This window comes from Cupriavidus consociatus, assembly GCF_017814975.1.
Classification (GTDB): Bacteria; Pseudomonadota; Gammaproteobacteria; order Burkholderiales; family Burkholderiaceae; genus Cupriavidus; species Cupriavidus consociatus.
This window is the reverse complement of record NZ_JAGIQA010000013.1, coordinates 118,040-142,891: the sequence shown is the minus strand read 5'-3', so window position 1 is coordinate 142,891 and position 24,852 is coordinate 118,040. Positions and strand designations below refer to the sequence as shown.

Sequence of the window (24,852 nt, the reverse complement as noted above, 5' to 3'; positions counted from 1 at the left end):
GCCGGCCGTTGCCGCTGCGCTCAGGCCGGGACACCGTCCCACGCCTGCCTGGCTGCCGTCTTCCACCAGCAGGCCAGCAGGCTCGCCAACAGCCGCAGGCCACTGAGCGGATGCATCATGCAGTGCCGCACCTGCTCGCTGCGGCTTTCGCCATAGAGGCACCACGTGCAGAAGTGCTCGCAGTTGTTGGTCAGCAGCCGGTAACGGTCTTCGCCCAGGCGCGAGCGCGCGCGCCTGACGGATTCGGCGACACCGTAGCGCGCCATCGGCGCGGCCAGCACCGTAATGCCGTGCCCGGCGGCAAATGCATCCAGGCTCAGTTCTTCCACCGGGCCACGCTGCTGACGGTGGCAATAGCCAGCGTAGTGGACGACCTTGCCATCGCCGACGTAGATGCCGTGGTGCGCGTAACCGTGGCGCGGCGTCACAAGGTGCGCGCCGAGCGGCGGCTCGACGTCGGCGGCGAACGGCAATGGCGAGGACAGTGAGGCTTCGGCTGGCAGGTAGCAAGCAAACCGTGCCGTCGCCATCCCTGTTGTGTTGCAGAGCCTCATTGCCGTCTCCCCTGTTGCCGGCCGCTACCGGCGGCCCTGCCCGGTAACTGCATGGGGCATGCCAGTCGCACCACGGCGGGGAGCCAGGTGCAGCAGGGAACGCGTGGAGCCTCCGGATGCGAACGCAGGAAGACAAAGCCGGCTGGGGCGCAGGCTGTAGACCGCCGCAACCGCAGCATTGGGCTTCATGAAATGATCAAGCGCCGGGGAGGCCTTTGATCAAATGAGCAAACCGCGCAGAAAGCCATCGCAAGGGCAGTGCGCCGCGCTCAAGATGCAGTCCGCGGTGCGCCAGTGCCCGGGACACATCGCTGCCGTACCGTGTGCGACCGCACCGAACATCCGCCACAGAGCCGCAGAATAGGAGCCCATCGACGCCCCGTTTGCGCCGCCTCCCTCGGCATGCCCCCGGGGCGACAGGATGAAAAGGCTTCCGGCCCATCTGGCCGCCTGCATCTCGATCAACCTTCTGCTCACCGCTGGTGCGCAGGCGTCGGATATCGCCTGCAAGAACGCGCTGCGTCAGCCAGCCGCCCGCTGCGACGATCTGTTCGCCTCAGGAAGCCCATGCAGGGAAAACCGGCAAGCAAGCGCCGCCACCCTGATCTGCGACTACGCGATGCTCTATCGCAATCACGAACGCATTCATGCACAGCAGCAGCGGCTGCTGCGCGCCGGGGCAATCGGTCAGGACGACGTCATCGCATGGCGACGGCGCCGGGATGCCTGCACGTCGGTGGCATGCCTGGACAGCGTGTTCGCCAGCTGGCGCCCGCACAGCAGCCGCAAGCCGGCGCCTCGCGCCACCGCGCCGCAATCCAGCGGGCCCGAGGCGCCTGTGCGCGACATTGCGAAGCACGAGCCGCAAGCGGCACCAAGGATGGCGCCCCAGCCAGCGCGACCGAGCCAACCGCAGCCCGCTCCGCCGGTCATCGCGCCGCAGCCGCTGCCTGGCGCCGTAACCGAGTCGGAAATTGTGGAAGATCGCCTCCCCAGTGTCGCGATCGAGCGTCCGCCGCCGGCTTCCATACCGCTGCGTACATCGCCGACTCGCGTGCAGGCGCCGCGGCAAACCGGATGGGAATCGCTTGGCACGCTGGCGTGGCTGGGCATGTGCGGCGCGGGGATTTGCTGCTGGTCCCGCAGGACGCGGGGGGAATGGCTGCCGGGCGCGCACCACCTGCGCGAGCGCCTGCGCGACGCGTCGGCCATGGCGCTGACGGTCTGGGGGCTGTCGATGCTGAATGCCGTGCTGTTCCTGTGCATCCTGGCGACAGGAGCACCCGCGTCATGAGGCCAGGCCGCCGCCACGCAATGCAACGCCGGGCGGGGCTTCCGGCATCAGTTCATCCACCCCGCTGACTCACTCCGGCAACGGGTATTTCCGGGCATTCATCTCCATCTTGGCGCGCACCGCGGCATCAAGGTCGACACCGAGCGCCGTCACCAGCTGCGTCAGGTAGATGGTGATATCGGCCAGCTCCTGCTCCACGTGCTCGCGCTTGTGCGTCGACATGACCTGACGCGACTCATCCTCGGTTTGCCACTGGAAGATCTCGACCAGCTCGGCCACCTCCACGCTCAGCGCCATCGCCAGGTTCTTGGGGCTGTGGTACTTGCCCCAGTTGCGGGCCGCGCCAAAGGCATAGGCGGCTTGCTGGAGGTTCTGGATGTCGATCAATGGCATGGCGGGATGGCGTTGGCGCTTCATGGCGGGCGGCCCTGCGACGTCGGCGCATCCGACAGCGGGGGCGAAACCCGCAATTTAAGCACGACCACGCCCGCTCGACAGCCCGCCATGCCGCGCTTACGCTACACAGGTGCATCGATCGTCGCAGCGGAGGTCTCCATGCGCCCGACTCCCGGCCTGGCATTCGCCACCCTTGCCGGCACCGTTGCCTACCTGGCCATCGCAATTGCAGGCTGGGGCGGCATCGACGCCTTTTTCGCGCATCCCGCACGCGTGGCCCTGACCATCGTGCTGTTTGCACTGGCCGTGGCCGCGCTGTTCTCCGGCGGCAACATCAGCAGCGGCATGCGCGAAGACCGCGGCAACCGCTGGGTGCTGGGCGCGTTCGGCGTGCTCGGGCTGCTCGCGGCGTACCTGCCGGCCTATACCGACCGCATCGGCTTCTGGACGCTGGATGGCGATACCGTGCGCTGGATTGGCGTGCTGCTGTTTGCCGGCGGCGGCGTGCTACGGCTGTGGCCGGTGTTTGTGCTCGGACACCGGTTCAGCGGACTGGTGGCGATCCAGCCCGGGCATACGCTGGTGACGACCGGCATCTACGGCGTGATCCGGCATCCGAGCTACCTCGGTTTCGTGGTCAGCTCGCTGGGATGGGTGCTCGGATTCCGCTCAGGAGTTGGGGTGGTGCTGACGCTGCTGATGGTGCCGGTACTGCTGGCGCGCATCCGGGCGGAGGAAGCGCTGTTGCTCGACCAGTTTGGCGACGAGTACGCGGCGTACCGCGCCAGGACATGGCGGTTGTTGCCGGGCCTCTACTGATCACCGCGCGCGGAGCCGGGCCACGCCGAAGGCAACGCGCATGCGCCAGCGCGCCTGGCGCCTGTTGAGCTGACAGGCAGGCCGCGCGCGGCCTTCATCGCTCTCTTTGTAACGTCGCTTCTCAGCCAGGTAGCGAAAGGCCCCGACACCGGGCCACGGCTACGGTCGCATCTCAATTACGACGTGGCGTCCGTAGGCTACTTTCCGCGCTGAGTTGGCGCGACAGTAACAAGCGGACTTTAGGGCGAATGTAGGACGCTTCCTAAGCCTTATCGAAATTTACATCTCGTTGGGTAGCGTCAACAGAATTTCAGCGAAGCTGTAGCATGGACGAGGATAGAAATGAACCTTGACCCAAGTCATTTTTATATCCACGGCGATATGGATAAGAGGACGATCTGATGTGGTGGACGCAGGACCGGCAATGAAACGCAGCACACACTGGATACGCCACCTGTCACTGGTTGGGGCGGAAGGCGAATCGGAGACGGCTGGTCCTCTGGCGCGCGGGATGGATTGCGTTTGCTCAGCGGGACATGCTGCCCTTCACCGCATGACTGATCCATTCGTGGACGAGATTGGCAATGAGCAAATTGTTGCTGTCCATCACCGGCGCGGGCAATCCCTGATGCATGGGTCAGCCTCGGCATGACCCGCGTCCGCCGCGGCCGGACAGGTATCATCGTGCCAATCCGCAGTCCGTTGCGGCATCTCTTCAATGGGACGCCACCTCCATGTCCGCACCTGTAAAGCTCGCTGAAATCCTCACACTCGCCGAAGTCCAGGACCGGACCGACACCGGGACGTTCGCGCGCGGCATGGCCTATTTCCATGACGGTGTCGTGTCTCGACTTGAGGAACACGAAGGTGCCATTCGCGCCAGCGTACGCGGAACCCACCGTTACCGTGTCGAGCTGACCGTCGCTGGCGATGGCGAACTCGCCTATGCATGCAACTGTCCGGTAGGCGATCAAGGTGTTTTCTGCAAGCACGCGGTGGCCGTTACACTCGCCTGGCTCGAAAACACTGGCGAAGAGGTGTTCCATGCCGAGGAGGCCACTCAGGAGAAGCCGCGCAAGAAGCGAAAGACCTATGAGGAAGTGATTCGCGAGTACGTGGCGACGCTGGACAAGGACGCGCTTCAGGAACTGCTGCTGGAAGCCGTCGAACTTGACCGGACCTTACGCGACAAGTTGCTGTTCGCCGCGCGCTCGGCGCAGGCGTCCGATCTTCCGAGCATGAGAACTGCCGTGCGGCAGGTCACGCGCATCTCCCGGCCGCTGGACTGGACGGAGGCTGGCGATTACGGCGACAGCCTGATGTCGCTGGCCGAGACGTTGCGCCAGAGGCTCACTGGGTCGCACGCTGCGCAAGTGGTCGAACTCACCGAGCTGGCAATTGCCGGCGCGGAAATGAGCCTTGAGCAGATTGACGATTCCGGCGGGGGCGTGATGCCTGGCATCCTGGAGCTGGCGTCTGTTCATCTCGACGCATGCCGGGAGACCCGCCCCGACCCTGCGAAGCTTGCGGAGCGGCTCTTCCGCCTGCAGACAGAAGGGCAATGGGATACTTTTTACAATGTGTTGCCCGCATACGCAGAACCTCTGGGCAAGAGCGGGCTGCGTCGCTACCGTCAACTCGTCAGCGAGGCCTGGGAAGCCATCGCCTCGCTTGCCCCGGGCAATGAGTCTCGCCAGTCATTCGACTCACGCCGCCTGAATCTCGAGCACGCAATGCAAACCCTGGCCGAGCTTGACGGCGACATTGATGCACTCATCCGAATTCGCTCCAAGGACCTGTCGAGTCCGTATCGCTTTCTTCAGATAGCAGAACTTTGCGTGAAGCATGGCCGTCCGGACGAGGGTCTCGCGTGGGCCGAGCGAGGCCTTCGTGAATCAGGCAGGAATGTCGACGCGCGCCTGCTCGACTTTTGCATCGACGCGTATCTGCGTCGCGGCGAGTTCGACCAGGCCGCTACGTTCGCATGGCGCCGCTTCGAGATGCATCCTACGGCAGGTACGTTCCCCGCCTTGATGAAGGTTGCTACGGCCATCGGTCGGCATGATGAGACCCGGGAGCGCGCAATCGAGCTCCTTTGGGCGCTTATCAAGGAAGAGGAGTCGAGCAAGAAATCCAAACGCTTTGCCTGGCAGACGCCCACGCGCGCCGAACTGGTCAAGCTTTTCCTCTCCGAAGAGAAGAACGATGTTGCCTGGGACGTCTTCGTCGGCGGCCCGGTGGCTACGCAACTATGGCCCCACATGGCAGCCGTCCGCGCCGGAACGCATCCCCATGACGCGATTGCCCTCTATCGGCGGCTGCTGCCGGTCGCTGTCGAGAGCGGCACGGGCAAGGCGCGCTATGACGAAGCATTTGAAACCGTGCGTGCCATTGGAAGCCTGCGAGCAAAGCTGGGCGAGCGCGCAGAGTTCACCAGAGAACTAGAGGAGATCCGCGCCACCTATCGCGCGAAGCGCAACTTCATCAAGTTGCTCACCAAATTGCCCTGAGTTAAACGTATCCGCATGATATTGAGCGGATTCTGGTCCGCCCTGCTGACGGGAAGGTGGCTCGTAGTGGTTACGGTTCCGCTCTATCTGGTGACATATGCCGTTAGAAAATCTAGCGGTCAATTATCTGGAGGGCCCAGCAGTGAAACACAGCCGGCGTCCTGCCCGCGACAGTTCAGTGGAATCACGTGGCGAGCCCGTCCAAGTAGTAGCCTGAGTCGTTCTCGAAGCAAACCTCACCACAGATTCAGAACTTTCGGCTTGAATCCCTAACAACCTTACGTCGAAATGGTCGCGCGCAATCTCGCGCACGAGGCGATACCTTGGAGACCATATGCGAAATAGCAGCCAGTCCAACGACAAGCCGGAAGCTACGCCATGATGCGCAGAATTGCCGTCATTGGCGATGCACTACTAAACGGCGGAAGACTACTGCCGTATGGTGGCTCTCCTTGCACCTTTGGTGACTCGGGTCACCAAGTGGTTCTGATTGGTGGCCAGGCCTACTGCGAAGCCTGCAAGAGCACCGGCACCATCGCAAAGGCCGGTGGGCCGCGCCGTATGAGGTTCATGGGTGAAGTCGCGCTAGACGGTGATGTAGTGATGTGCAAATGCCCGTCGCCGCCGAGGATTGTCGCCACACTTTCCGGCAACGCCTGGTATGAGGACATGGGCACGGGCGATGGGGTAACCCGTCCGCTGGATCCGGGCCTGGCGGAATCGGTAGCAAGGGGGCTATCGACTTCGACGACGTTCGACGAGCTCGTGATTGCAGTTGGTCCGCACGGGCCACTTGCGGACTACCCATACTTTGTCGAGACGTCAGACGGCCGGCGGCTGTTCGGCCATACAGACGAACAGGGGCATCTACCCCGTGTAGCAACGATAGAAGCCGGGACGCTCACGGTCTATTGGGGAGATGAGGCCTTGGCCAAGCACCTGGGAGACGGGAATGCCTAACAAAAAGAGGCAAATTCCAACCAATAGCAAGGCCGACTCCAAGGTCGAGGTACCGCTGAGGGCAATCACGTTTGCCGAACTATGGGCCGCATACCCGGCAGGCACGCCGTACGTCGATCCCAAGACAGGCGACGTGCCGCCCGGCTTCGAGAATCAATGCGCAATTCGCATGAGCGTGACCTTGCACAAAGTAGGCGTTGAGATGCAGTCCTTCCGCGGCAAGGGGCAGATTCGCCTGGACGGCAAGCGCACCGCAGTGCTGGCGTCCGAATTGGCAGATTGGCTGCGCCTGAAGCCGCTGGCTGGCATCGGAGCACCGGAGGACATAACAGGCGCCGATTGGCAAAAGAGGATCAAGGGGCGGACAGGTATTGTTGCCTTCAAGAACTACTGGAGGCGGGATGGCGAATCCGCCGCGCGTGTCAGTGGCGGTCATGTCGATCTCTGGAACGGATTGAGGATGACAATCAGTAGTGCTGGAGGCCTGGCCTCAAATGTTGGGCGCTTTGTCTTCGGCATTAACTCGAATTTCCTCTATTCCGACCTGGGAAAATCTACGGAAATCTTGTTTTGGGAAATCAAATGAGACGGATCTTTACGGCCGCAGCGTTCTGGCTAGCTGGCTTCGCAACCACTTGGGCAGCTTGCTGGGTGGGTAGTCGCATGAGCTTTCGCCTCGGGCTTGGTTGGAACTTCCAAAACCTGGAGGGCTGTTGGGATGCTAGTGTCTGCGTAGTGCCCGCGTGGTACACAGGCTTGCTCTACTTCTATTTTTTGGGGCCTTCAATCATGTTTGCTGCAATTGGCTGGAAGGCAAGCGGCACCTCGGGAAGGCACCGCCTCCGACTATTGGGCTGGCCCGTAGTGGCCACCGCATCGCTCTATCTAGCGACCTATGCGGTCGGGTAATGCTGCAAGCCCGCCAATCAGAACAATGAAAATAGGACCGGCAATGGAACGCAGCAGACGCTGGATACGCCTTGGCCTGGCACTGCTTGGTGCCGTGCTGCTTGGCGACGCAGTCGCGCTGATGGGGATGGGGCTGTTCAGCCTCGGCATCACGTTGCCAGGGTGCATTGGCATCGCCTTCCTGTTGCTCGCGTTGTGCTGGGATGGCGTGGCACGGTGGCGAAAGGCCGGTCGGCGGCGCCAGTTGCTTTGGCGCGCCGGGTGGATTGCGTTTGCTGCGTGGCTGGTCACTGTCGGGGTGTTCTTTCATGGCATCCGCAGCGGCATGGGGGTCTCTGTGCCGGCGGGGTCATCGGTGAATGCGATCATCATTCTTGGCTCTGGTACGCCTAACTGCGAGGCATCGCCGACGTTGATTGCGCGGCTGGATCAGGGCTTGGTGCAGGCGCAGCGGTGGCCGGACGCCAAGATTGTTGTAAGCGGCGGGCAGGACTTCGGGCTGCGGTGTGTTGAGGCGGACATCATGGCTGATTACCTCGTAGCGCGTGGGGTGGCATCGGACAGGGTCATTCGCGAGGGGCGGAGTACGAGTACCGAGGAGAACCTGTTGTTCAGCCGGCGGTTGCTGGAGGGACAGGGCATCGATGCCGGGAAGACGATTGTGGTGGTGACCAGCGATTTCCACGTGCGGCGGGCAGTGGGAATCGCGCGCAAGGCAGGGTTCAGCGAGGCCTTCGGCGTGGGAGCCGGGACGCCTTTGTACCTTCGCTTCAATGCGTGGCTGCGGGAGTACTTCGCGGCAATCAGTAGTTGGGTCTTGAGGGAGTACTGAGGCTTCAGCTTGTGGCACTTCTCCGTGCCAAAACCAGAACGGCGCGAGACCAGTCGGCTCGCGCCGTTTTGCTTTCAGGCCCACGTTGCGTGGGCCTGTCTCTCGTCGGACAAACGCCTGCAGGCGGTCGGCGCTCTGGTCGATCTGGCGTAGAAAGGAGAACAGCCGTTAGGGGTGCAATGCCTCTGCGCTGGCCTTCAGGAAATCCACAAACGCCCGCAACGGCGCCGGCAAGTGCCTTCGCCCCGGATAGTAAAGAAACGGTCCTGAGAACTTCTGCCACCAAGGCTCAAGAATCGGCTCCAGCGCCCCGCTTTCGAGATACGGCCGCAGCTTCCCCTCGAAGATGTGGATCACCCCAACGCCAGCCAGCGCCGTACTGATCGCCAGGTCGATAGACGCGGCAGGCCGGATCAGCAACCGGTGCGGCGGATCCAACCGCAACTCCTCCCCATTACGCTCGAACACCCACGGTGGCGTGGCGCCACCGGCGAACTGCCCGCGCAGGCAGACGTGCGAGAGCAAATCGCGCGGGTGCTCCGGCCTGCCGTGCCGGTCGAGATAGCCAGGCGTTGCCGCCGTCGCGAAGCATTGCACGCGCGGCCCGATCGGGATGGCGACCATGTCCTGCTCAAGCCGCTCTTCGTAGCGGATGCCCGCGTCGCAGCCGATGGCCAGCACGTCGACAAATCCATCCTCGACCACGACCTCTACGCGGATGTCGGGGTAGGCGTCCAGAAACGGCTGCAGGATGTCTGGCAACACCGTCCACGCGGCGCTCGATGGCACGTTCAGCTTGAGCGTGCCGGACGGCTTGTCGCGGAAGGCGTTCAGGACGTCCAGCGCGGACTCCATCTCGCTGAACAGCGGCGTGAGCCGCTCGAGCAGGCGCAGCCCCGCTTCGGTCGGGGCGACGCTGCGTGTGGTGCGGTTAAGCAGGCGCAAGCCCAGCTTCGCCTCCAGGCGGCGCACGGCGATGCTCAGGCTTGACGCCGAAACGCCCCCGATCCGCGCCGCATCCCGAAAGCCCCCGGCGCGGGCCACCGACACGAACGCGGCCAGATCATTGAATTCCATGTCAGTGTTCAAAATTTGAAACAACCCATTCAATCTAGGCCGGATTATCAAACACTGCAACGCCAAACATACTGGCGCCACCTGTTCAGCCAAACCGAATCAAGGAGAGCGCCATGTCCCCCACGTCCCAACCGCACCGTCCCGCCACCACCTACACGCTTGCCGGCCGCACCGTGAACCGCATGGGCTACGGCGCCATGCAGCTGGCCGGGCCCGGCGTGTTCGGACCGCCGAAGGATCGAGCCGCAGCCCTCGCCGTGCTGCGCGCAGCCGTCGCGTCCGGCGTCAACCACATCGATACGAGTGATTTCTACGGCCCGCACATCACCAACCAGCTCATCCGCGAAGCCCTCCATCCTTACCCGGATGACCTGGTGATCGTCACCAAGGTAGGCGCCCGCCGCGGCGAAGACGCCTCGTGGCTGCCGGCGCTTGAGCCGGAGGCCATCCGGCAAGCGGTCCATGACAACCTGCGCAATCTGGGTGTGGAGGTGCTGGATGTCGTCAACCTGCGGCTCATGGGGGATATCCATGCGCCGACGGAAGGCTCGATCGAAAGGGAAGTCACTGCGCTGGCCGAGCTGCAAAGGCAGGGGCTGGTCCGCCACATCGGGCTGAGCAACGTGACATCGGCGCAGGTGGCGCAGGCGCGGAAGATTGCGCCGATTGTCTGTGTGCAGAACCAGTACAACCTGGTGCAGCGTGGCGATGATGCGCTGGTGGATGAACTGGCGGAGCAGGGGATTGCGTTCGTGCCGTTCTTTCCGCTTGGCGGGTTCACGCCGATTCAGTCGGCGGGGTTGTCAAAGGTGGCGGCAGGGATCGGGGCCACGGCGATGCAGGTGGCGCTGGCCTGGTTGCTGCATCGGGCGCCGAATGTGTTGTTGATTCCGGGGACTTCGTCGGTGGGGCATTTGAGGGAGAACTTGAAGGCGGGGGAGATTGTGTTGACGGATGCTGTGCTTGCGGAGCTGGATGCGATTGGCGGAGCAATGCGCGGGCATGCGGTTGCGTGAGTCCCTTGCAGCGATCAGCGGCCGGATCTTGAGGGAGTATTGAGGCTTCAGCTTGGGCACTTCATTGTGCCAGAATCAGAACGGCGCGAGGCCAGTTGGCTCGCGCCGTTTTGCTTTCAGGCCCGCGTGGCGCGGGCCTGCCCTTCGTCAGACAAGTGCCTGCAGGCGGTCGGCGCTTTCGATCAGCTGTTGCCTGAGCGGCGAAAGCAAGGGCGTGGAGGCCGATGCATTCGGGGATGCTGTCGCTCTGCAGGTCCAGCAAGGTCAGGGCGGACTGAAGGCCGGCGCTGACGCGCAGGATGTCGTCAGTGACTTCGAGGATGTGTCCCGGTAAATGTCGACTGCATCATAGGCAGGTTGCCAACTTGGCCTTCCGTTGTGCGCCGTGACAGCAGAGTTCCCGAGCACCCACTCATAGGTGGGGTCAGGAAAGTCGTTGCAATTCTATAAACTCCGGCATAGTTGTCATCATAATGGGATGTGACCCATATCAAATGAATTGCAGCGTTCAAATTCCTTCTATCGATGTCAAAGATCGGAGCGACCAAACACTGCCCGTCGTTCGACAGGAGGTGGGATATCGGCCACCCAAGGACGATCAATCAAAAGAAGGGGAAAGCCTTGGCATTGAACACTGAGAACGCGAACGCTTCGATTGAAGCGCTTACACATATCTCTGAACTTACGGGGGCGAAGGTTCGCATTTTTCTTTCCGAAGTTGCAGAGGGCGTGTCGAGCTACCGGAGTATGCACAGTTTGACGCAACAAGTTGAGCACCAGTACCACGGCCGCTTCCTTATTGAACTCATACAAAACGCTCATGATGCACTGTCCGAGCACCCCGGCTCCAACCGCATCGATATCGTCTTTGATCCGGAAGATTCGCCCCATGGCTCGCTGCTCGTGGCCAATGACGGCGAGCCCTTCTCCCCCTCAAACTTCGAACGGTTATCACAGCTTGGTCAGAGCGATAAGGATCCGCAATCCAGCATCGGCAACAAGGGCATCGGATTTCGAAGCGTACTAGAAATCTCCAGCTGCCCGGAAATTTACTCCAGAAGCTCGGCAGGAAGCTCTTCTTTCGATGGCTACTGCTTCGCGTTTCGTCCGGACGTAGTGGCGTCACTCAGCGAACCCATCTTGCACTTAGCGAAGGACGGCTCAGTTCCGGTGTGGCCTGTTTCCGGTAAGCCGATCATCAGTGACTGGTCCGATGAAATGCTGGCGAAGTTCCGCGGGCGAGTGCAAAGGAAAGGGATGGACTGGCTCAAGGGGGAGGCCCGCTTCCTTTCTCCTTATCTGCTTCCCGTACCGCTTGCACGGATTGATAGCGCGCGGGTAACTTATCTGGAATCGCAGGGATTTTCGACCGTAGTTCGCTTACCCCTCAAATCTGAGGAGGTACGCAACTATGTACTCGAACGGATGCAGAAATTGTCAGCCGACACCGTTCTATTTCTCGAGAAAATCGGCACGCTTCGCATTGCGTCGACAAGTCAGGACGAACGAACTTTTTCCCGAGCTTCAGAAGATTTTCCCCAGGACTTGGGCGGCATACGCGTAGTCGTAGCCGATGGCGGCACTAAGAGGGTTTATGGCGTTTGGAGTCGAAACTTGCATGTGGCCAGTGCTCCAGACGCTTTCCGCAGAGCAGTCGCAGCACTCCCAGGGCGGTGGCCCGAGATCACTGATATTTCTGTGTCTGTCGCCGTCCGCCTCGGCGATAAGCCAGAAACGGGCAGGTTCAGCATTTATCTACCAACGCTGGTGACCACCGGTAGCGCTGTTCACATTAACGCCCCTTTTTTTGGGGACATGAGCAGAACGTCCATTCCATTCGATGACGCCTACAACCGACAACTCTTAGAAGCCGCCGTGGACCTCTCGCTGGAGGTTGTTAGGAGCAGACTCGCGGGCAAGGGAGAAACTGAAGCTTGCGCCATATTGGATTTTCTGGCGCCCATGGGTTCCGGCGCAGCAAGCGATCGATGGATTGAACTGATAACCGATGCAGAATTGCGTGCGTCGGCCTCTTTGTGCGACGAGCATCTCATTCTGGCTGAAGGCGATGCCTGGACGCCATTGAATCTCACATCGCTGATCCCCACGCCGACGACAGTTATTCTTCTCACAGAGGAAGTCCTGCGGCGACACGCGACCTTTAACATTTTTCATAAATGCTTCAACTCGCGTGCTCAGCAGATTAAGGATCTAGCAGGAAAGCGATTCTCAGAGACAGGCGCCTACCCTCTGGCCTCGGACCTCGCGGCAACCATCGCTGCGGCGGCGGCGGAGATAAAGGTATCGCGCGGCGACTGGAACGCGTTCTGGCGCGACGTAGCCGCATTGCTGCCAGAAGGTCAGGCAGAACTGGCAGAGCATGCAGTATTGCTGGGAAGCGATGGCACGTTGCATCGTGCTGGGCAAACAACCAAGGTGTTCTTTCTACCCAAACAGGGCACACAGGATGACGGTGACGTCGGCAGCGACGGGCCCGGAACGGAGGTTCCAGCATCGTTACAGCGCTTTGTTGCATTCCTAAGCGAGGAGATTCAACTCTACGATCCGAATCGGCTGACGATGCAAACTCCTGTCAGAAATTACCTTGGCCAGGGGCTTGTGTCGCAGTTCCGTGTCGAGACTATCTTCTCAGAAGTGCTTCAGCAACTACTGCCTAACTTGCCCGAGCCAATCGACGGGGAACATTCCGCAAGGTGCTGTGACATTCTTGGATGGGCCCTGCGCCTGATGGGGAATGTGGTAACCCGTAGGCGAGGAGCGGATGCAACTCTCAAACTGCTGCAGGCAATTCCGGTGCCTTGCGAGGGCGGCTGGTTCCCTATGAAGGAAGCCAGCTTTTCCGAGGGCTGGCCGGACACAGTTGGGAGCACACTAAAGGTTTATCTCAACAGCCTCAAGACCACTAGGGCCGATGCCGCCACAAAGCGCCTACTTTTGCCGCCTAGTCACCCTGCCTGGGGGGATGTTGGCGCTCCGGAGATGTCGCTGCTGATCGCCGGTGGCGTCCTTAACGGCCTGCGCCTCATCGAAACTAGGCCCAACACCTGGTCCAGCGACTTCCGCGCCTCTGTAAATGAGTTTCGGCTGCCAGGCCCACCTCCCTGCATGGCCAAGGATCAATGGTCTGCATTTTCCGCCACTGCACGCAGCGAAGTGAAGGTGCCATTCACAACGCCCCAGCCCTACCAGGTCGGAAGCGTCTGGACCTTCCCAGGGATGGCTGAATTCGACGCCTTGGATGGAAACGCGCGCCAAGCACTCAGCGAATTGGCGCTGCAGAGCTTGCCGGACTGGGCCATGGGCCTTCAGAAGCTGGTTCTTTCCAAGCAAGGAGGGCAGTGGAGTAGGCTGGAAGTGACGAGTCCTCTCATGCACTTTCTGAAGTCTGCAAGATGGCTCTCGATCAAGGAAGCCAAAGGCACCACCTGGTCACGCCCCTCCGAGAGATGGTTCGTTCCCGCAGACACACTTGCGGGACGAGCTAGGCACTATGCTCACCTCAAGGCATTGCCAGCGACCATGGCCCGATACATTGCTCAGTCGCCGCATCGCGCTGACGTCCTACGTATGCTCGGGATGCAATTCTTCGATCCGCATACGACTACGAATGATTCTAGCCTTCTCGAAGCCTTAACGGCAGCAGTAGGTCGAGATGATGTCTCGGACTCAAATGTCTTGCTTGGACAGTTGCGGGACGCCTGGCAGCGGTTCCGCCCGCCCACTGGGCATCCTCAAATGCCTCGACTGGCGGTGCGGCGGCGCGATAAGCAACTTTCCACAATTGAACCCACCATTGAGTCGCCGGCCTTCGTTCCCGACTCAGGCGCCTATACCACGGAGTTGGAGGAGTTTGACTTTCCGGTCGTCACCATCGGCCCAGCCGATGCCAAAGATCTGCGCGACTGGTTCGGATCTGCCTATGGTGCTCGAATTCAACTGACCTCGGCGTTATCGCTTGTGCCGCATGTTGACGGCATGGCGTGGACAGGTGTCGGGGCAACCTCCCTCACAGACAGCGAGTTAGGTTGGATGGTACGTCCGCTCTTGGTTATGGCCGCACAAGGTCGCGGTCTTCATTCGGCGGCATTCAAAGAGCGCGTGGAGACACTCCGGGCTGCCCGAATTGATTGGGTTCCAAGCCTTAGTGTTGGAGTAATGCGCGGAGAGACAAAGCTCGCGACAACGCAGCTTGCGGCCTTCTGGGAGCCTCTACGCAAGACTCTGGTAGTCACTGAGCACTGTCGGACCCACCCAGAGGAGTTGAGCAACGCGCTGGCCCAGGCGCTCGAACGAGATGATTTCAGGGTTTCGCTTCGCCTTCTCCTGCGCCCGCTGGGTGGGGTCGAGAGTGCCCCAGAGGATCTCGCAGCATTCCTTGAACCTCTGGACATCTCGCCGGAGCAGGTTCATCAAGTCCTCGAGCACCTACGCGGCGATATCGGCCATATGAGTCGGCTCATATCCCTCCTCGTGGCTGTGCTTTCGCCGGAGGCGGACTTGTTGAAACTGCAGGACGCAAGCACGGAGGAAGAACTAACTTCCGCTCTCGCAATACTGGAATTGCCCGGGATTGATATTCCGCGCACCCTCCAGATTGCCCGGGACAGTCAAGACACTTTCGAGTTCGGACTTGCTGTCTCATCCGCCTTCGGAGAATTAGCCTCGCTTGCTCGGTGGAACGCTGTTCTGGACACGCTTCACCAACCTAAACTTATCAATCGAAATTGGCAGTTTCAACTACACGCTGGGCTGGAGGAAGCCGCAGCTCTGATCAAGCGCGTCATCGCGCATGCTATCCGACAAGGGGTCGTGGGGACGTATGCGGAACTGTACAACGAGTACCAGAGGCTAATAAGCAAAGTGGACTTTGGTCTTTCCAAGTGGACTGTCAGTTTCAACGATGCAATGCAATTGACTAAGGACTTGGTGGCGCGTTGGTTGAACGATCCTGCGGTGATATCCAGCGTCCAGAATGCGAAATCGGCAGAAAACCTCCGGGAGAAACTGTCGATAGCGGGTCTTCCGCTTGATGTGGACCCCGACGAATGCGGCCGCAGGAACCATGCTTTGCTCGATACTGTTGCCCAGAGCGTGGATCGTTTGCGGCTCGCGGCATGGCTCAGGTCCGACCCAAAGAATACAAACCAAGACTGGCGACCTCTTATCGATCAATACCGCTTGGCGGGAGCCCCAGATCTTTCGCGTGACGCGTTCACGCGGGATTGGTCTGAAGCTCATGTGTTAGCCATTCTAAAGGACGGCGTATCTCACGCGTCGACGCCGGACTTCGAGGCAGCCTTGGCTTCGTCACCGGATTTGGCATCCCTGCAAGCGGCATGCCATCTATCCGACGAAGATGTGTCAAGTGCTCGGAACCGTCTCGAGGCAATCAAGGCTGAGCGCAATCGTCGTCGCAGCGTGGTGAAGGTTTGCGGGGAAGAGTTTGATAGTTCGGATGATAACCTGAATCAACTCTGGGCTTTTCTGTCAGCGCGCATCACTGACGAGCAGCTTGCCAGTTCGATGCCCCTTAACCTCGCAAAGCCAACTATCCTTTCCTCCGTCAAGACCAGACAGAGAACTCGACATGATGGACCGACCTTCCCTTCGCGCCGGGCACAGCGACAGCCGATGGCTATCGAGGAATTGATTGGGTTGGCCGGCGAAATTCATGTTTTTAGAATGTTGCGTCAACAATATGGAGAGGATGCTGTGCCAGCTTCGGCATGGGTTTCCGAGAATAGCCGGCACGTGTATGAGTTCAATCAATGCGACGATGGTCGCGGCTGCGATTTCCAGTTTACGGCGAAAGGAAAGCAGTTCCGGGTCGAGGTCAAGGCCTCGGCAGGGGACGATGAGATTTTTACACTGGGCTCATCCGAAATCCGCCTGGCGCTTGAGATCGGCACCAAGGGGAAACGGAAACGGGAAATTTTCCTTCTAGTTCACGTTAAGAACGCGCTGTCCGCACAACCGTCCGCCGTCGTACTACCAAATCCATATGACCCGAAGTATGCAGGGATGTTTCGTGTCGAGGAGGCCGGCGCGCGCGTGCGGTACCGCACGCGAACCTGAAGAAGCGTCATCCACTCAGTGCTAGAGGGGTACCCAGCATTCCATGACGCGCGCGCGGATTTGGAGCGGCGGTTGGGGTCGGGGGGCGCTTTCGTACCTTCGCTTCAGCGGCTGTGGAGTATTAAGGCCTGGGCGTGTAGCACTTCACCGTGCCAGAACCAGAACGACGCGAGGCCAGTTGGCCCGCGCCGTTTTGCTTTCAGGCCCGCATTGCGCGGGCTTGCCCTTCGTCAGACAAGTGCCTGCAGGCGGTCGGAGCTTTCGATGAGCTGTTGCCTGAGCGGCGAAAGCAGGGCGTGGAGGCCGATGCATTCGGGGATGCTGTCGCTCTGCAGGTCCAGCAAGGTCAGGGCGGACTGAAGGCCGGCGCTGACGCGCAGGATGTCGTCAGTGACTTCGAGGATGTGGTCCTCTAGGGTGACGGCCTTGCTGGGTGGGGGCGGGGCGGCTTTGGCTTGGCGGCGGAACTGAGCGCGGTCGGTTTTGGCCAGGTTTTCGGCAAGTTGGGCTTGTTTTTGGGCGAGAGTGAGCTCTTGGGGAGCCGGGGTGGTGCTAGTCATTGCGACCTCCGTATATGTGGGATAGAGGCCCGCTGTCCGCTGTCAACCGGGGTGGGCGGGCACGAAGCAGGATTGACAGACCGGCCACATACAAACCGGCGAGCCATTTGGCTCCCCTGCCAAGGCCCGCCCGGAGGACGTGCGAAGGCGCACGGACGAGAGGATACCGCTATCTGCTTCGTCCGCTTTATATGGGACAGGCTGTCAAACCTGGTCAGCCATTGCGTTGGCGACACTGTCAGTCTCGCCGGACAGCCCTCACAAGACAATGCGGCAAAGTCTCAAGTTCTACTTGTAGTAGAAGAAACGCATCCGTCGCTCCACATCTACACGCTCTTCAATGGCACGGTGCTTCGTATCACAGCGGCTAGTCGTTCGCCCGTTGCATTCGCCTTTTCTGTGGATGCGAGCTCACACTCCCAGACAACAAGCACCGTCCAGCCCGCCTCCCTTAGTGACAATGAAACGCGCTTGTCGCGAGCGACGTTTCGCTCAAACTTCTCGATCCAAAACGATGTATTGGACTTGGGAATCGTCGCAATCTTGCATCCCACATGCCGATGCCAAAAGCACCCGTGTACAAACACCACCGTCCTATAGCGGGGTAACACCAGATCAGGCTTTCCAGGTAGGCCAGCCCCGTGCAGCCGATAGCGCAGACCGAGTCGATGCAGAACTTTTCGCAATGCTAGTTCCGGTTGGGTGTCCTTACCCCTGATTCGGGACATTCTGTCCGAGCGGTCAGCGGGCGAGAGGAAATCGACCATCGTGCCTGCACCTTAGCTGTCTAAACGCCACCGTACCGAGCCTTATCAATCTCGTAGAAAGGCAAACCTCTGATGACCTCACCCGGGATGTCATAGGATTTGTACATGCAATGGTGGTTCGGCAGGGTCTTCACCCTGTCAGACAATTCACCCAAATCCGAAGTGAATCCCAATGCCCCCAGTTCTGCCGGCGTGGTATTAGGAACCTTGTGAATGAACCATGTCAGCAATGGCTCCCTGTAGTCAGTAGCGCCTGCCTTGAAATGCCTCAAATACTGCGATGCAAGGATCACGCCGGTGCCGAACTCCCGCCCCTGCAGAAGCAATTTGCGAAGAACGTCAAATTCGTACCGCATGATGTTATCGGCTTCGTCGACGAGCAAGTATGAGTCAATGACACGAAGCTGTGGACTATTGCCCAAGAACGGGCGTTTCGGTGTTCGAAGCATGTTCTCGTAGAACATATTCAACATAACCGCAACGAGCATGTTCTTGCTTCTATCATCTTGGCCCATTGCATCAAGGGATATCACGACAATGCCGTCGAGGAACTCATCGAACGGCATTGTCTTGCCGGGTTGCTTCTCGAACACCTCCATATCGACGAGATCGTCGATGATGGCCATTGGCGAATCTGCCTTGCCGCTAAGCAACGCGCGATACTCCGCATGAATGTCATAGATGGTCGGCGGACGGCCCTGAGCGAGCCTTGTCTCATAAGCGTTGCGGACTGCTCCCTTTAGCTTGTCACGCTGTACTGGCCCGATGCCGGAGTAGACCTTATCGAGTACGTCCGCAAAGAATCGAAACCGGTCCAACCACGGCGCCACGGACTCCCCCAGGGAGGCGGTGTCAAATAAGTTCAGTGGCAGACGATATGGCCGGACCACCCGCGCGCCTGTAGCCTCCACAAACTCAGGGCTGCTGTAGTCGCGCTTGTAATCAAAAATTAGGAATCTTGGCTTGACGTCACGGTTCTGCTTTTGGGCAGAAGCAATCTGAAAGATGAGCGATTTCAGCAACTGCGTCTTGCCGGTACCTAGATCGCCAACTACGCCAATGTTAAGTTGATTAAGTCGCGTATCGGAAATGTTTAGGGAAAGCGACCGCGCTTCAAAGCCATCGACTGTGGTTCCCACTGATAGAATGACGCCAGTACTCGCCTCTTCCGGCAAGGCCGCCATTGGAATTATATCTCTTGATGGTGGGATACCCGACCTTTGGTCGTTGATGCCCACCGGGGCATCAACTGAGGTGTCTGGATGTAGCGTAGCTTCATCGCTGGATAGCCTGCAATCTCCACCTTGGAGGTGTGCAGTCCGAGGGCTCGCTTCCTGAACGAGCGCTTCCACGATTGCATCCGAATCGGCTGGCGGCAAGAGCTGCCAGTTGCCGATCTTCCGACGTACTGAGTCATAGAATCCCTGAGCATCGCCAGCCACAATGCATCCGGCATCCTCGGGGCAAAGGTACACGCTTTCGGCAAAGCCGTCGCCATCCTGATCGCGGGCATCGCTCTGCGGCGACCCGTCGACCACGATCAGCCGCCCTGACTCGTCGATGCTGATAGAAGGAGCTGAACTCAGGATCGCAGAAGCAATACGCTCATGGTAGTCAGCCCATCGCGCTGCTTGCTTCGTAACTAGCTCCTGCTGGCTGTACACCCTCAGTCCGAACCCAATCATGGACAGCAGCAAATGCTGGTAGGCAAGCTTCCATGCCAACGAACTTGTCGCGCGCTCCTGAACTGCCTGAAGTAACGTTGAAAGCGACCTGGCTTGGGCAAGGGCTTCTTTTGCATCCCCCGAACTGAAAGTATTGGCTTGATTCCGACATTTTACCTCCACGGGAGTAAGGCGAAATCGGATTTGGCTTCCACAGATATGGATACCGACCACCAGAAGGTCCGGGCGCAATAGCGAGGCATCCTTGCGCTCCCTGCCAAGGGATCGAGCCATATCACCGAGGTATCCACGGAAAGGATCCACAGGGATGATAATCGCAATCGAGGCGTCGTCCGGCGATCCAGACAGCACTGGTAATAGGCTGTTCGCGTTACCCGATAAGCGGAACTGGTCCTGCAAGAGCCTGACAGCGAGGAACAAGCCAAGATCACCGGTTGCGCCAGTATTGTCGCCCGATAGGCCGCGCACTGTGGGTATTCCCCTTCGTGCCACCTCGAGCAAGATTTGCTCAATCTGCTCGTCGCTTAGAGCCTTGCAACCAGGTAGTGCCCCTAAAACTTTGCCTAGAGCTTCTCGATCGGATCCCCTAATTCGGGACAGCAAGTAATAGCCACTGGTGTCGCCTGCGCGATGTGAGTAGGAGGGCAGATCGTAATCCCACAAGTACGTGCCTTTGATCCAGCCACCTAAGAAGCATGCTGGATCGATCGCTGACGAGGAAACCGCTACAAAACCCGCCCTTTTTTCCTCGAGCATGTCCGACACCGCGTGAACGTTCGGCGCAAACTGCAGGCCAATCTTTCCACCCTTGGTGCCTTCAAGGGCTGTAACACAATTGACAATTTTGTCCGCAAACATATCCCCGGACGGAGGCATTGGTAGGCCTTGACGCGACTCGCTTAGAAAGGCCCCATGTAGCTGACGCCTGACCCTGTGCCTGATCAGCGCTCCGACTCCCAATGGGGAGCGCACTTCCACGTTCGTGCAATCGGGTTGTATGGAGTCCAATTGAGCAACAATGCCCAAATCGGGCTTGGTCTCCGGGGGTTGGCCTTCGAACCAGCGGACATGATTACCAGTATCCTCCGACAGGTTCGCAATTGCAGCCTGATCAGGACGGGAGCTCGGTGGCCTCGTGTCGAAAACCTCCAAAATCCGCGGCCCGACACTCTGCGCTAGAGCAGCCTTCTCTCCATTTCCAAATCGCTTTGCACACCACGTCGCAAGACCCTCATTGCAGGCGTCCGAAGCGCCCCCTGCACTTGATACGACGAGGCTAACCGCAGGTTTGGCGGCGAGTAGGTCAGAGACATCGTCAAGCGCGCGCGCAACCTGAGCCGGGCTGAAGCCACTCGAAATTCCCCCAACTACCAACCCGAAGGCGCTATCGAATGGTGCTTGGCGCGATTTCGTTGCTATTTCATCTAAACGCGAGCCATTCCAGAGTACTGCCCAATAATCGGAGTTGCACTCTACGGAAAGGAAATCGACTTTATCAATACCTGCTGGCCCACTGGGCGCCTGTAGTGACATGGTCAGTAGATCTGGCACGCAATCGGGGTCGAGGATGCTAGCCGCTGGGCAAGGGCGAGGGTCCTCGCCCTCAAGTTCCTCGTAAAGAACCTGCTGAGCAAGACAGTGCCAAGCAAGCCGCAACGGATGCATCGGCGAGAGGATGAAGGCATCCGGAATCCGTGCAAGTGTTCGACCACCTGCCTCTCGGGAGCAAACAGCAATAGCATCCACCCAACAAGCAACATCAGGGTCAGCGGCTAGCCATGCTGTATAAGCGTCCAGATATGACTCTACGATTGAGCGAAAGCTCGGATCGCGCGCAAGCCATTTACCCAAAGGCGCTGACTCGAGCAGGCCCGCATGGTCACTGGTTTCCCTGATTCGAGCTGCAATGGTCTCGCGAGCATCGACGAAGCTCTGGGGAGCCCGAAATAATGAAGCTTCCGGTCGCGGATCGTGAAGGAAGCGCGCCTGCGATAGTATTGGCCCATGCGCAGTACTCCAGTCTGGTGACGTCCAGTGTGAGGCATAGTCATCGGCGAGAACCATCGGGATAAAGGACCTACCTACGTTCCTCTCGTCGAGTATCCAAGCCTGAAGACTTGATACGCGCGCATGTCGATCGAGCTGAACGACAGCCTTTGTGTCAAATTTCTCAAGATGACGCCGATTGAGCTTAATGAGCCGCTCAAACTCGCTCCGACATCCTTCTTCCTTGACGTCTTCGCATGAAATGTAGACGGTGCATGTCTCTATCGCGTCGCGGCCTGCAGGGCGAAAAGCAATTTCTAGCTGAGAGTTACCATCGGCCTCTATCTCTACCTGATATTGCCCGTCCCTCACGAGATGAAGCCGCAACGGCTGCCTAGCCCCATTAAGCTGTTCCGTTGCATCATCTGGCACACCCGCCGCCTGATCAACGCTCGTACCTGGCGAGACGAGAAGAAGGAGCTCGTAACGACCAGAACCAGGAAGGGAGAGTGCGGTTTCCCAATCGGGACCGGCATTGCTCTTTCGCGGCTTCTTCGGTGGTGCGAGTTTGCTAGCCATCCTGCAGGCAACGATGATCCCTGGAGCCCAGCTAGCTAAGGAGATGACGCGAGCCGTAGCAGCCTTTCGCCCGTTCGCGACTACCTTGTAAAGTATGGGCGATCGTTGGCCAACAGACGGCGGCGTGTCATGGTGAATGAACTTCTCTTCAACTAAGATAGAGACGGCGGATTTCCCATGTGATCCACCTGTCAGTTCGACTTGAACCGGCTCGCCCTCCACTACAGCACCGACAAATATCGATAGCTCAACGTCATCCTTGACAATGGCGGGCATTCCGCGAGCAACAGGCAAGATGGCGTTGGTACAGGAGATCGATAGATCCCCAGCAGCCTCATCGGGCTCGTCGGCGAGCAGCTCAGCCCAGCATTCCGTTGTAAGCGTCGACCACCAGAGCGGCGGACACGCAATCTCTATCGAGTCCAACGGCAGGTAGAAGGCCTGTGTAGCACGTTCGAAGGCTGTAGGGATTTCACATTTCGCCTGAACATGAGCAAGGAAGGCCCAGAGCGCCGGCTTAGTCGATTCATTGGCATTGGCCGCAATTCGCTCGATGCAGGATTTAAAACCATCAGTCACCTCTTCGGCGACTCGCTCCAGAATCCCAAGTTGCAGTTTCGCGGAAATGCCCCCGTCCTCCATAGAAGGCGTTCCGCAGGCTAAAGCCAGCGCGGATCCCGCTGACAATCCATGCATATTGCCGCTGATAGAGTAAATGCGCGACAATAAGCGCCAGACCGCCGTTCGGCTCCCCTCCTCCGGATCAACCTCATCGATTGCCGCTGCCGCTTTCTCAACGATAAGTCGTGCTTCTTCGACCTGACTCTCAGCGAATCCGGCATCATGCAACCCATCAGTAACGAGTTGCTGAACGAACCCATCTGCCCACCACTCCTCGAACGTCGCGTGACCTGTGTTGCTAGAGGCGTTCATACCGAACTCCTCCGTGGTCGACGCAACGGACATGTTGTTGTGCTGGCCTGGTGGCATAAGGGCCAGGAAACTCGGGCTATTCGGGTCGTTGCGAATATGCAGTAAGTGGCTCTCATCACACTTACCCGACACTCCGATATCCGGATTCCGCCCTGCTAGGCTGCCATGCGGAAGCTGAAGCAGTACAGGTAGGATTGCCTCTGTACCGTCTTGCACCGACCCGACGCTTATGCCCCCTTCTCGAACGAGTTCGTCATAGACCGAATCGAGGAAGCTAAGAGGCGGACCATGAAAAATAAAGCGAGACTCGAGTTTGGCATTCGTACGCCCCTTGACTGAATCTTCCACCTTGCCCCGAATGAGGCTGGCTAGCTTATTTACTAGTCGATTCATTTCTCTTTGCTCGTAGCCTGATTGACCGGGAACGGGGGCAACAACAGCATTCCACTCTCAGCGTCCGGACTATCAAGCACGAGGCCGAGCATTCTAAGTTGGTGCCCAAGATCATTTCTGGCAATATCATGACGATCGACAACGATGCCATAGGCCGCCAAATGTTGCCCTAGCCGATGGATCGATCGTGGGCCGCCCATACCTGCTAGGGCACAATGGACGAAGGCCAGTACCGCTACCGGGCCAAGGGAAACAACCCACGGGCTAGACGGGCTATTGCCCTTTTTCTTTAGCACATACCCTTGGTCATAGCCTCGCAGGAGCTGGGCAGCGGTCAGTCGCTGGCCAAGAACATGGCGGGCGAATTCGTGAAGATTGTCACCAATGCCCTTTTTGCAGCTCAGTGCGCGCGTCTCCCGCTCTCGTAGGTCTGCAAGAGTTGCTTGGATGTTCGCGTCCATTAGGGCGACCCGATTTTTGCGAACATGCTCACATAGCTGCGCCACCCCCTTGCTCGATGAAATTTCGCCCAAGTACGATTCACCAAGCTCCATAAGGGACCACAAGAGAGCATTGATTCCTAGGCGAGCCGCCAGATAGCCGGAGGCTCGATCCTTGAGTCCGTTCAGCGCTTTGCCACCGTAAGTCATGTATTGGGGGCCGTCCGGGTACATTGCAACCCTCGCGGCACTCTCATCGGAAGGACCGTCCCCCGCAAGGGAATCAGACAAGCACCGCCATATCCGCGCCTGGACATCACATAGCCATGTCACGTGGGCAACCGCGGCAAGCCGGAGGACAGCCTCCAGAAGGCTTGTCCATTGCCGGCGAGTCATCGCGCCCTTCGCGCCTAGGACTGAACGCAAATCCCTGGTAAATTGCCTCGCGGGAATGAATCGCACACGATTGATGTCCTCGACGGCTAAGGTTGCTACATCGGATGGTGGCACTTCAGCAAGCGCCCACGTCGAGGAAGTGTCCCAAGAGCAGGTCTCCTGCTCAAGCCAGCGAGCAAAGACGTCGTCGTCTTCACCCACGGTCAGAGCCTCGAATAGCTCTTTCCATAACGCAAGCGCTGCCTCAGAGTCCTTGGAGCCCAGCCAAATCATCCGTCGAACCAAACTCCCCGCCGGCCAGGAGTTATTGGCTAGCCGTGCTGATCCGGAAAAGAGGGCAGCCGATGGCACAAGTGGAGTGACCTGAAGAAATCGCTTGGAGGACTGTTTCGGTAGCTTGGGGCTTTCCAATACACCATGCAGGACCGTATTCCAACTGTCGACACTTAGCGTCGCACCATCTGGAGCGGGTAGCCCCTTGTCGCGCAGCCTTTGTAATCTTCGTTCCAAGTCTCGTCCCGCCTGTGGAACTCTGCCCTCGCTTACGGACTCGAACCCAATGGTTCTATAGAGCGATGCAAGTAATACCTCTGAGCTCGCGTATTCTGGCGCAGGACTAATCGATAGTGCGGAGTCCCTGTACTTTGGAT

Annotated in this window: 15 protein-coding genes; 8 read left to right on the top strand and 7 right to left on the bottom strand. The window is 59.2% G+C overall.

From position 1 onward, the window contains the following. Window positions 1–20: 20 nt before the first annotated feature. Window positions 21–554 (bottom strand): lecithin retinol acyltransferase family protein, encoded by a 534-nt coding sequence (locus J8I82_RS18990; protein WP_245179887.1) that lies wholly within the window; start codon window positions 552–554, stop codon window positions 21–23. 421 nt (window positions 555–975) lie between these two features. Here J8I82_RS18990 and J8I82_RS18985 point away from each other — a divergent pair, with 421 nt between their 5' ends. Beyond that, window positions 976–1,848, top strand: coding sequence for a hypothetical protein (locus tag J8I82_RS18985; protein ID WP_209760225.1), 873 nt, complete (start codon window positions 976–978; stop codon window positions 1,846–1,848). 69 nt (window positions 1,849–1,917) lie between these two features. Here the strand turns inward: J8I82_RS18985 and J8I82_RS18980 are convergent, their stop codons facing one another. After that, the gene (locus J8I82_RS18980) at window positions 1,918–2,241 is read right to left on the bottom strand and encodes a nucleotide pyrophosphohydrolase (RefSeq protein WP_209760392.1); all 324 of its coding nucleotides are present in this window, start codon (window positions 2,239–2,241) and stop codon (window positions 1,918–1,920) included. 162 nt (window positions 2,242–2,403) lie between these two features. On the opposite strand from J8I82_RS18980, the gene J8I82_RS18975 reads away from it, so the two are divergent. The 5 genes from J8I82_RS18975 to J8I82_RS18955 all read left to right on the top strand — a co-directional run bounded on the left by J8I82_RS18975 (window position 2,404) and on the right by J8I82_RS18955 (window position 8,274). Further along, window positions 2,404–3,063 (top strand): methyltransferase family protein, encoded by a 660-nt coding sequence (locus J8I82_RS18975; protein ID WP_209760223.1) that lies wholly within the window; start codon window positions 2,404–2,406, stop codon window positions 3,061–3,063. Between the two features lie 734 nt (window positions 3,064–3,797). Then, entirely contained in the window at window positions 3,798–5,573 is a 1,776-nt protein-coding gene (locus J8I82_RS18970) for an SWIM zinc finger family protein (protein ID WP_209760221.1), read from the top strand. 378 nt (window positions 5,574–5,951) lie between these two features. Beyond that, window positions 5,952–6,533 (top strand): PAAR domain-containing protein, encoded by a 582-nt coding sequence (locus J8I82_RS18965; RefSeq protein ID WP_209760219.1) that lies wholly within the window; start codon window positions 5,952–5,954, stop codon window positions 6,531–6,533. Next, window positions 6,526–7,119 carry a type VI secretion system amidase effector protein Tae4 gene (locus tag J8I82_RS18960; protein WP_209760217.1) on the top strand — a complete coding sequence of 198 codons (594 nt, stop codon included), beginning with the start codon at window positions 6,526–6,528 and terminating at the stop codon, window positions 7,117–7,119. The genes J8I82_RS18965 and J8I82_RS18960 overlap by 8 nt, the downstream gene beginning before the upstream one ends. 366 nt (window positions 7,120–7,485) lie before the next feature. Then, window positions 7,486–8,274: a YdcF family protein gene (locus J8I82_RS18955; protein WP_245179886.1), complete on the top strand. Its 789-nt coding sequence runs from the start codon at window positions 7,486–7,488 to the stop codon at window positions 8,272–8,274. Window positions 8,275–8,442: 168 nt separating this feature from the next. Here J8I82_RS18955 and J8I82_RS18950 read toward each other — a convergent pair whose 3' ends face one another. Next, the gene (locus tag J8I82_RS18950; protein ID WP_209760213.1) at window positions 8,443–9,351 is read right to left on the bottom strand and encodes a LysR family transcriptional regulator; all 909 of its coding nucleotides are present in this window, start codon (window positions 9,349–9,351) and stop codon (window positions 8,443–8,445) included. A gap of 113 nt (window positions 9,352–9,464) precedes the next feature. Here J8I82_RS18950 and J8I82_RS18945 point away from each other — a divergent pair, with 113 nt between their 5' ends. Together J8I82_RS18945 and J8I82_RS18935 are read left to right on the top strand one after the other, a co-directional pair. After that, on the top strand, window positions 9,465–10,367 hold the full coding sequence (locus J8I82_RS18945; RefSeq protein ID WP_209760211.1) for an aldo/keto reductase family oxidoreductase: 903 nt from the start codon (window positions 9,465–9,467) through the stop codon (window positions 10,365–10,367). 621 nt (window positions 10,368–10,988) lie between these two features. Then, entirely contained in the window at window positions 10,989–16,463 is a 5,475-nt protein-coding gene (locus J8I82_RS18935) for a sacsin N-terminal ATP-binding-like domain-containing protein (RefSeq protein ID WP_209760209.1), read from the top strand. Window positions 16,464–16,693: 230 nt separating this feature from the next. On the opposite strand, the gene J8I82_RS18930 is transcribed toward J8I82_RS18935, so the two are convergent. The 4 genes from J8I82_RS18930 to J8I82_RS18915 all read right to left on the bottom strand — a co-directional run bounded on the left by J8I82_RS18930 (window position 16,694) and on the right by J8I82_RS18915 (window position 24,712). After that, on the bottom strand, window positions 16,694–17,023 hold the full coding sequence (locus J8I82_RS18930) for a DUF1484 domain-containing protein (protein ID WP_209760207.1): 330 nt from the start codon (window positions 17,021–17,023) through the stop codon (window positions 16,694–16,696). A 326-nt stretch (window positions 17,024–17,349) separates the two neighbouring features. Next, a complete protein-coding gene (locus tag J8I82_RS18925; RefSeq protein ID WP_209760205.1) occupies window positions 17,350–17,790 on the bottom strand; it encodes a very short patch repair endonuclease in 441 nt (146 codons plus the stop codon). A 20-nt stretch (window positions 17,791–17,810) separates the two neighbouring features. Beyond that, the gene (locus J8I82_RS18920) at window positions 17,811–23,366 is read right to left on the bottom strand and encodes an ATP-binding protein (protein WP_209760203.1); all 5,556 of its coding nucleotides are present in this window, start codon (window positions 23,364–23,366) and stop codon (window positions 17,811–17,813) included. Beyond that, window positions 23,363–24,712: a hypothetical protein gene (locus J8I82_RS18915; protein ID WP_245179885.1), complete on the bottom strand. Its 1,350-nt coding sequence runs from the start codon at window positions 24,710–24,712 to the stop codon at window positions 23,363–23,365. The genes J8I82_RS18920 and J8I82_RS18915 overlap by 4 nt, the downstream gene beginning before the upstream one ends. Window positions 24,713–24,852 lie beyond the last annotated feature (140 nt).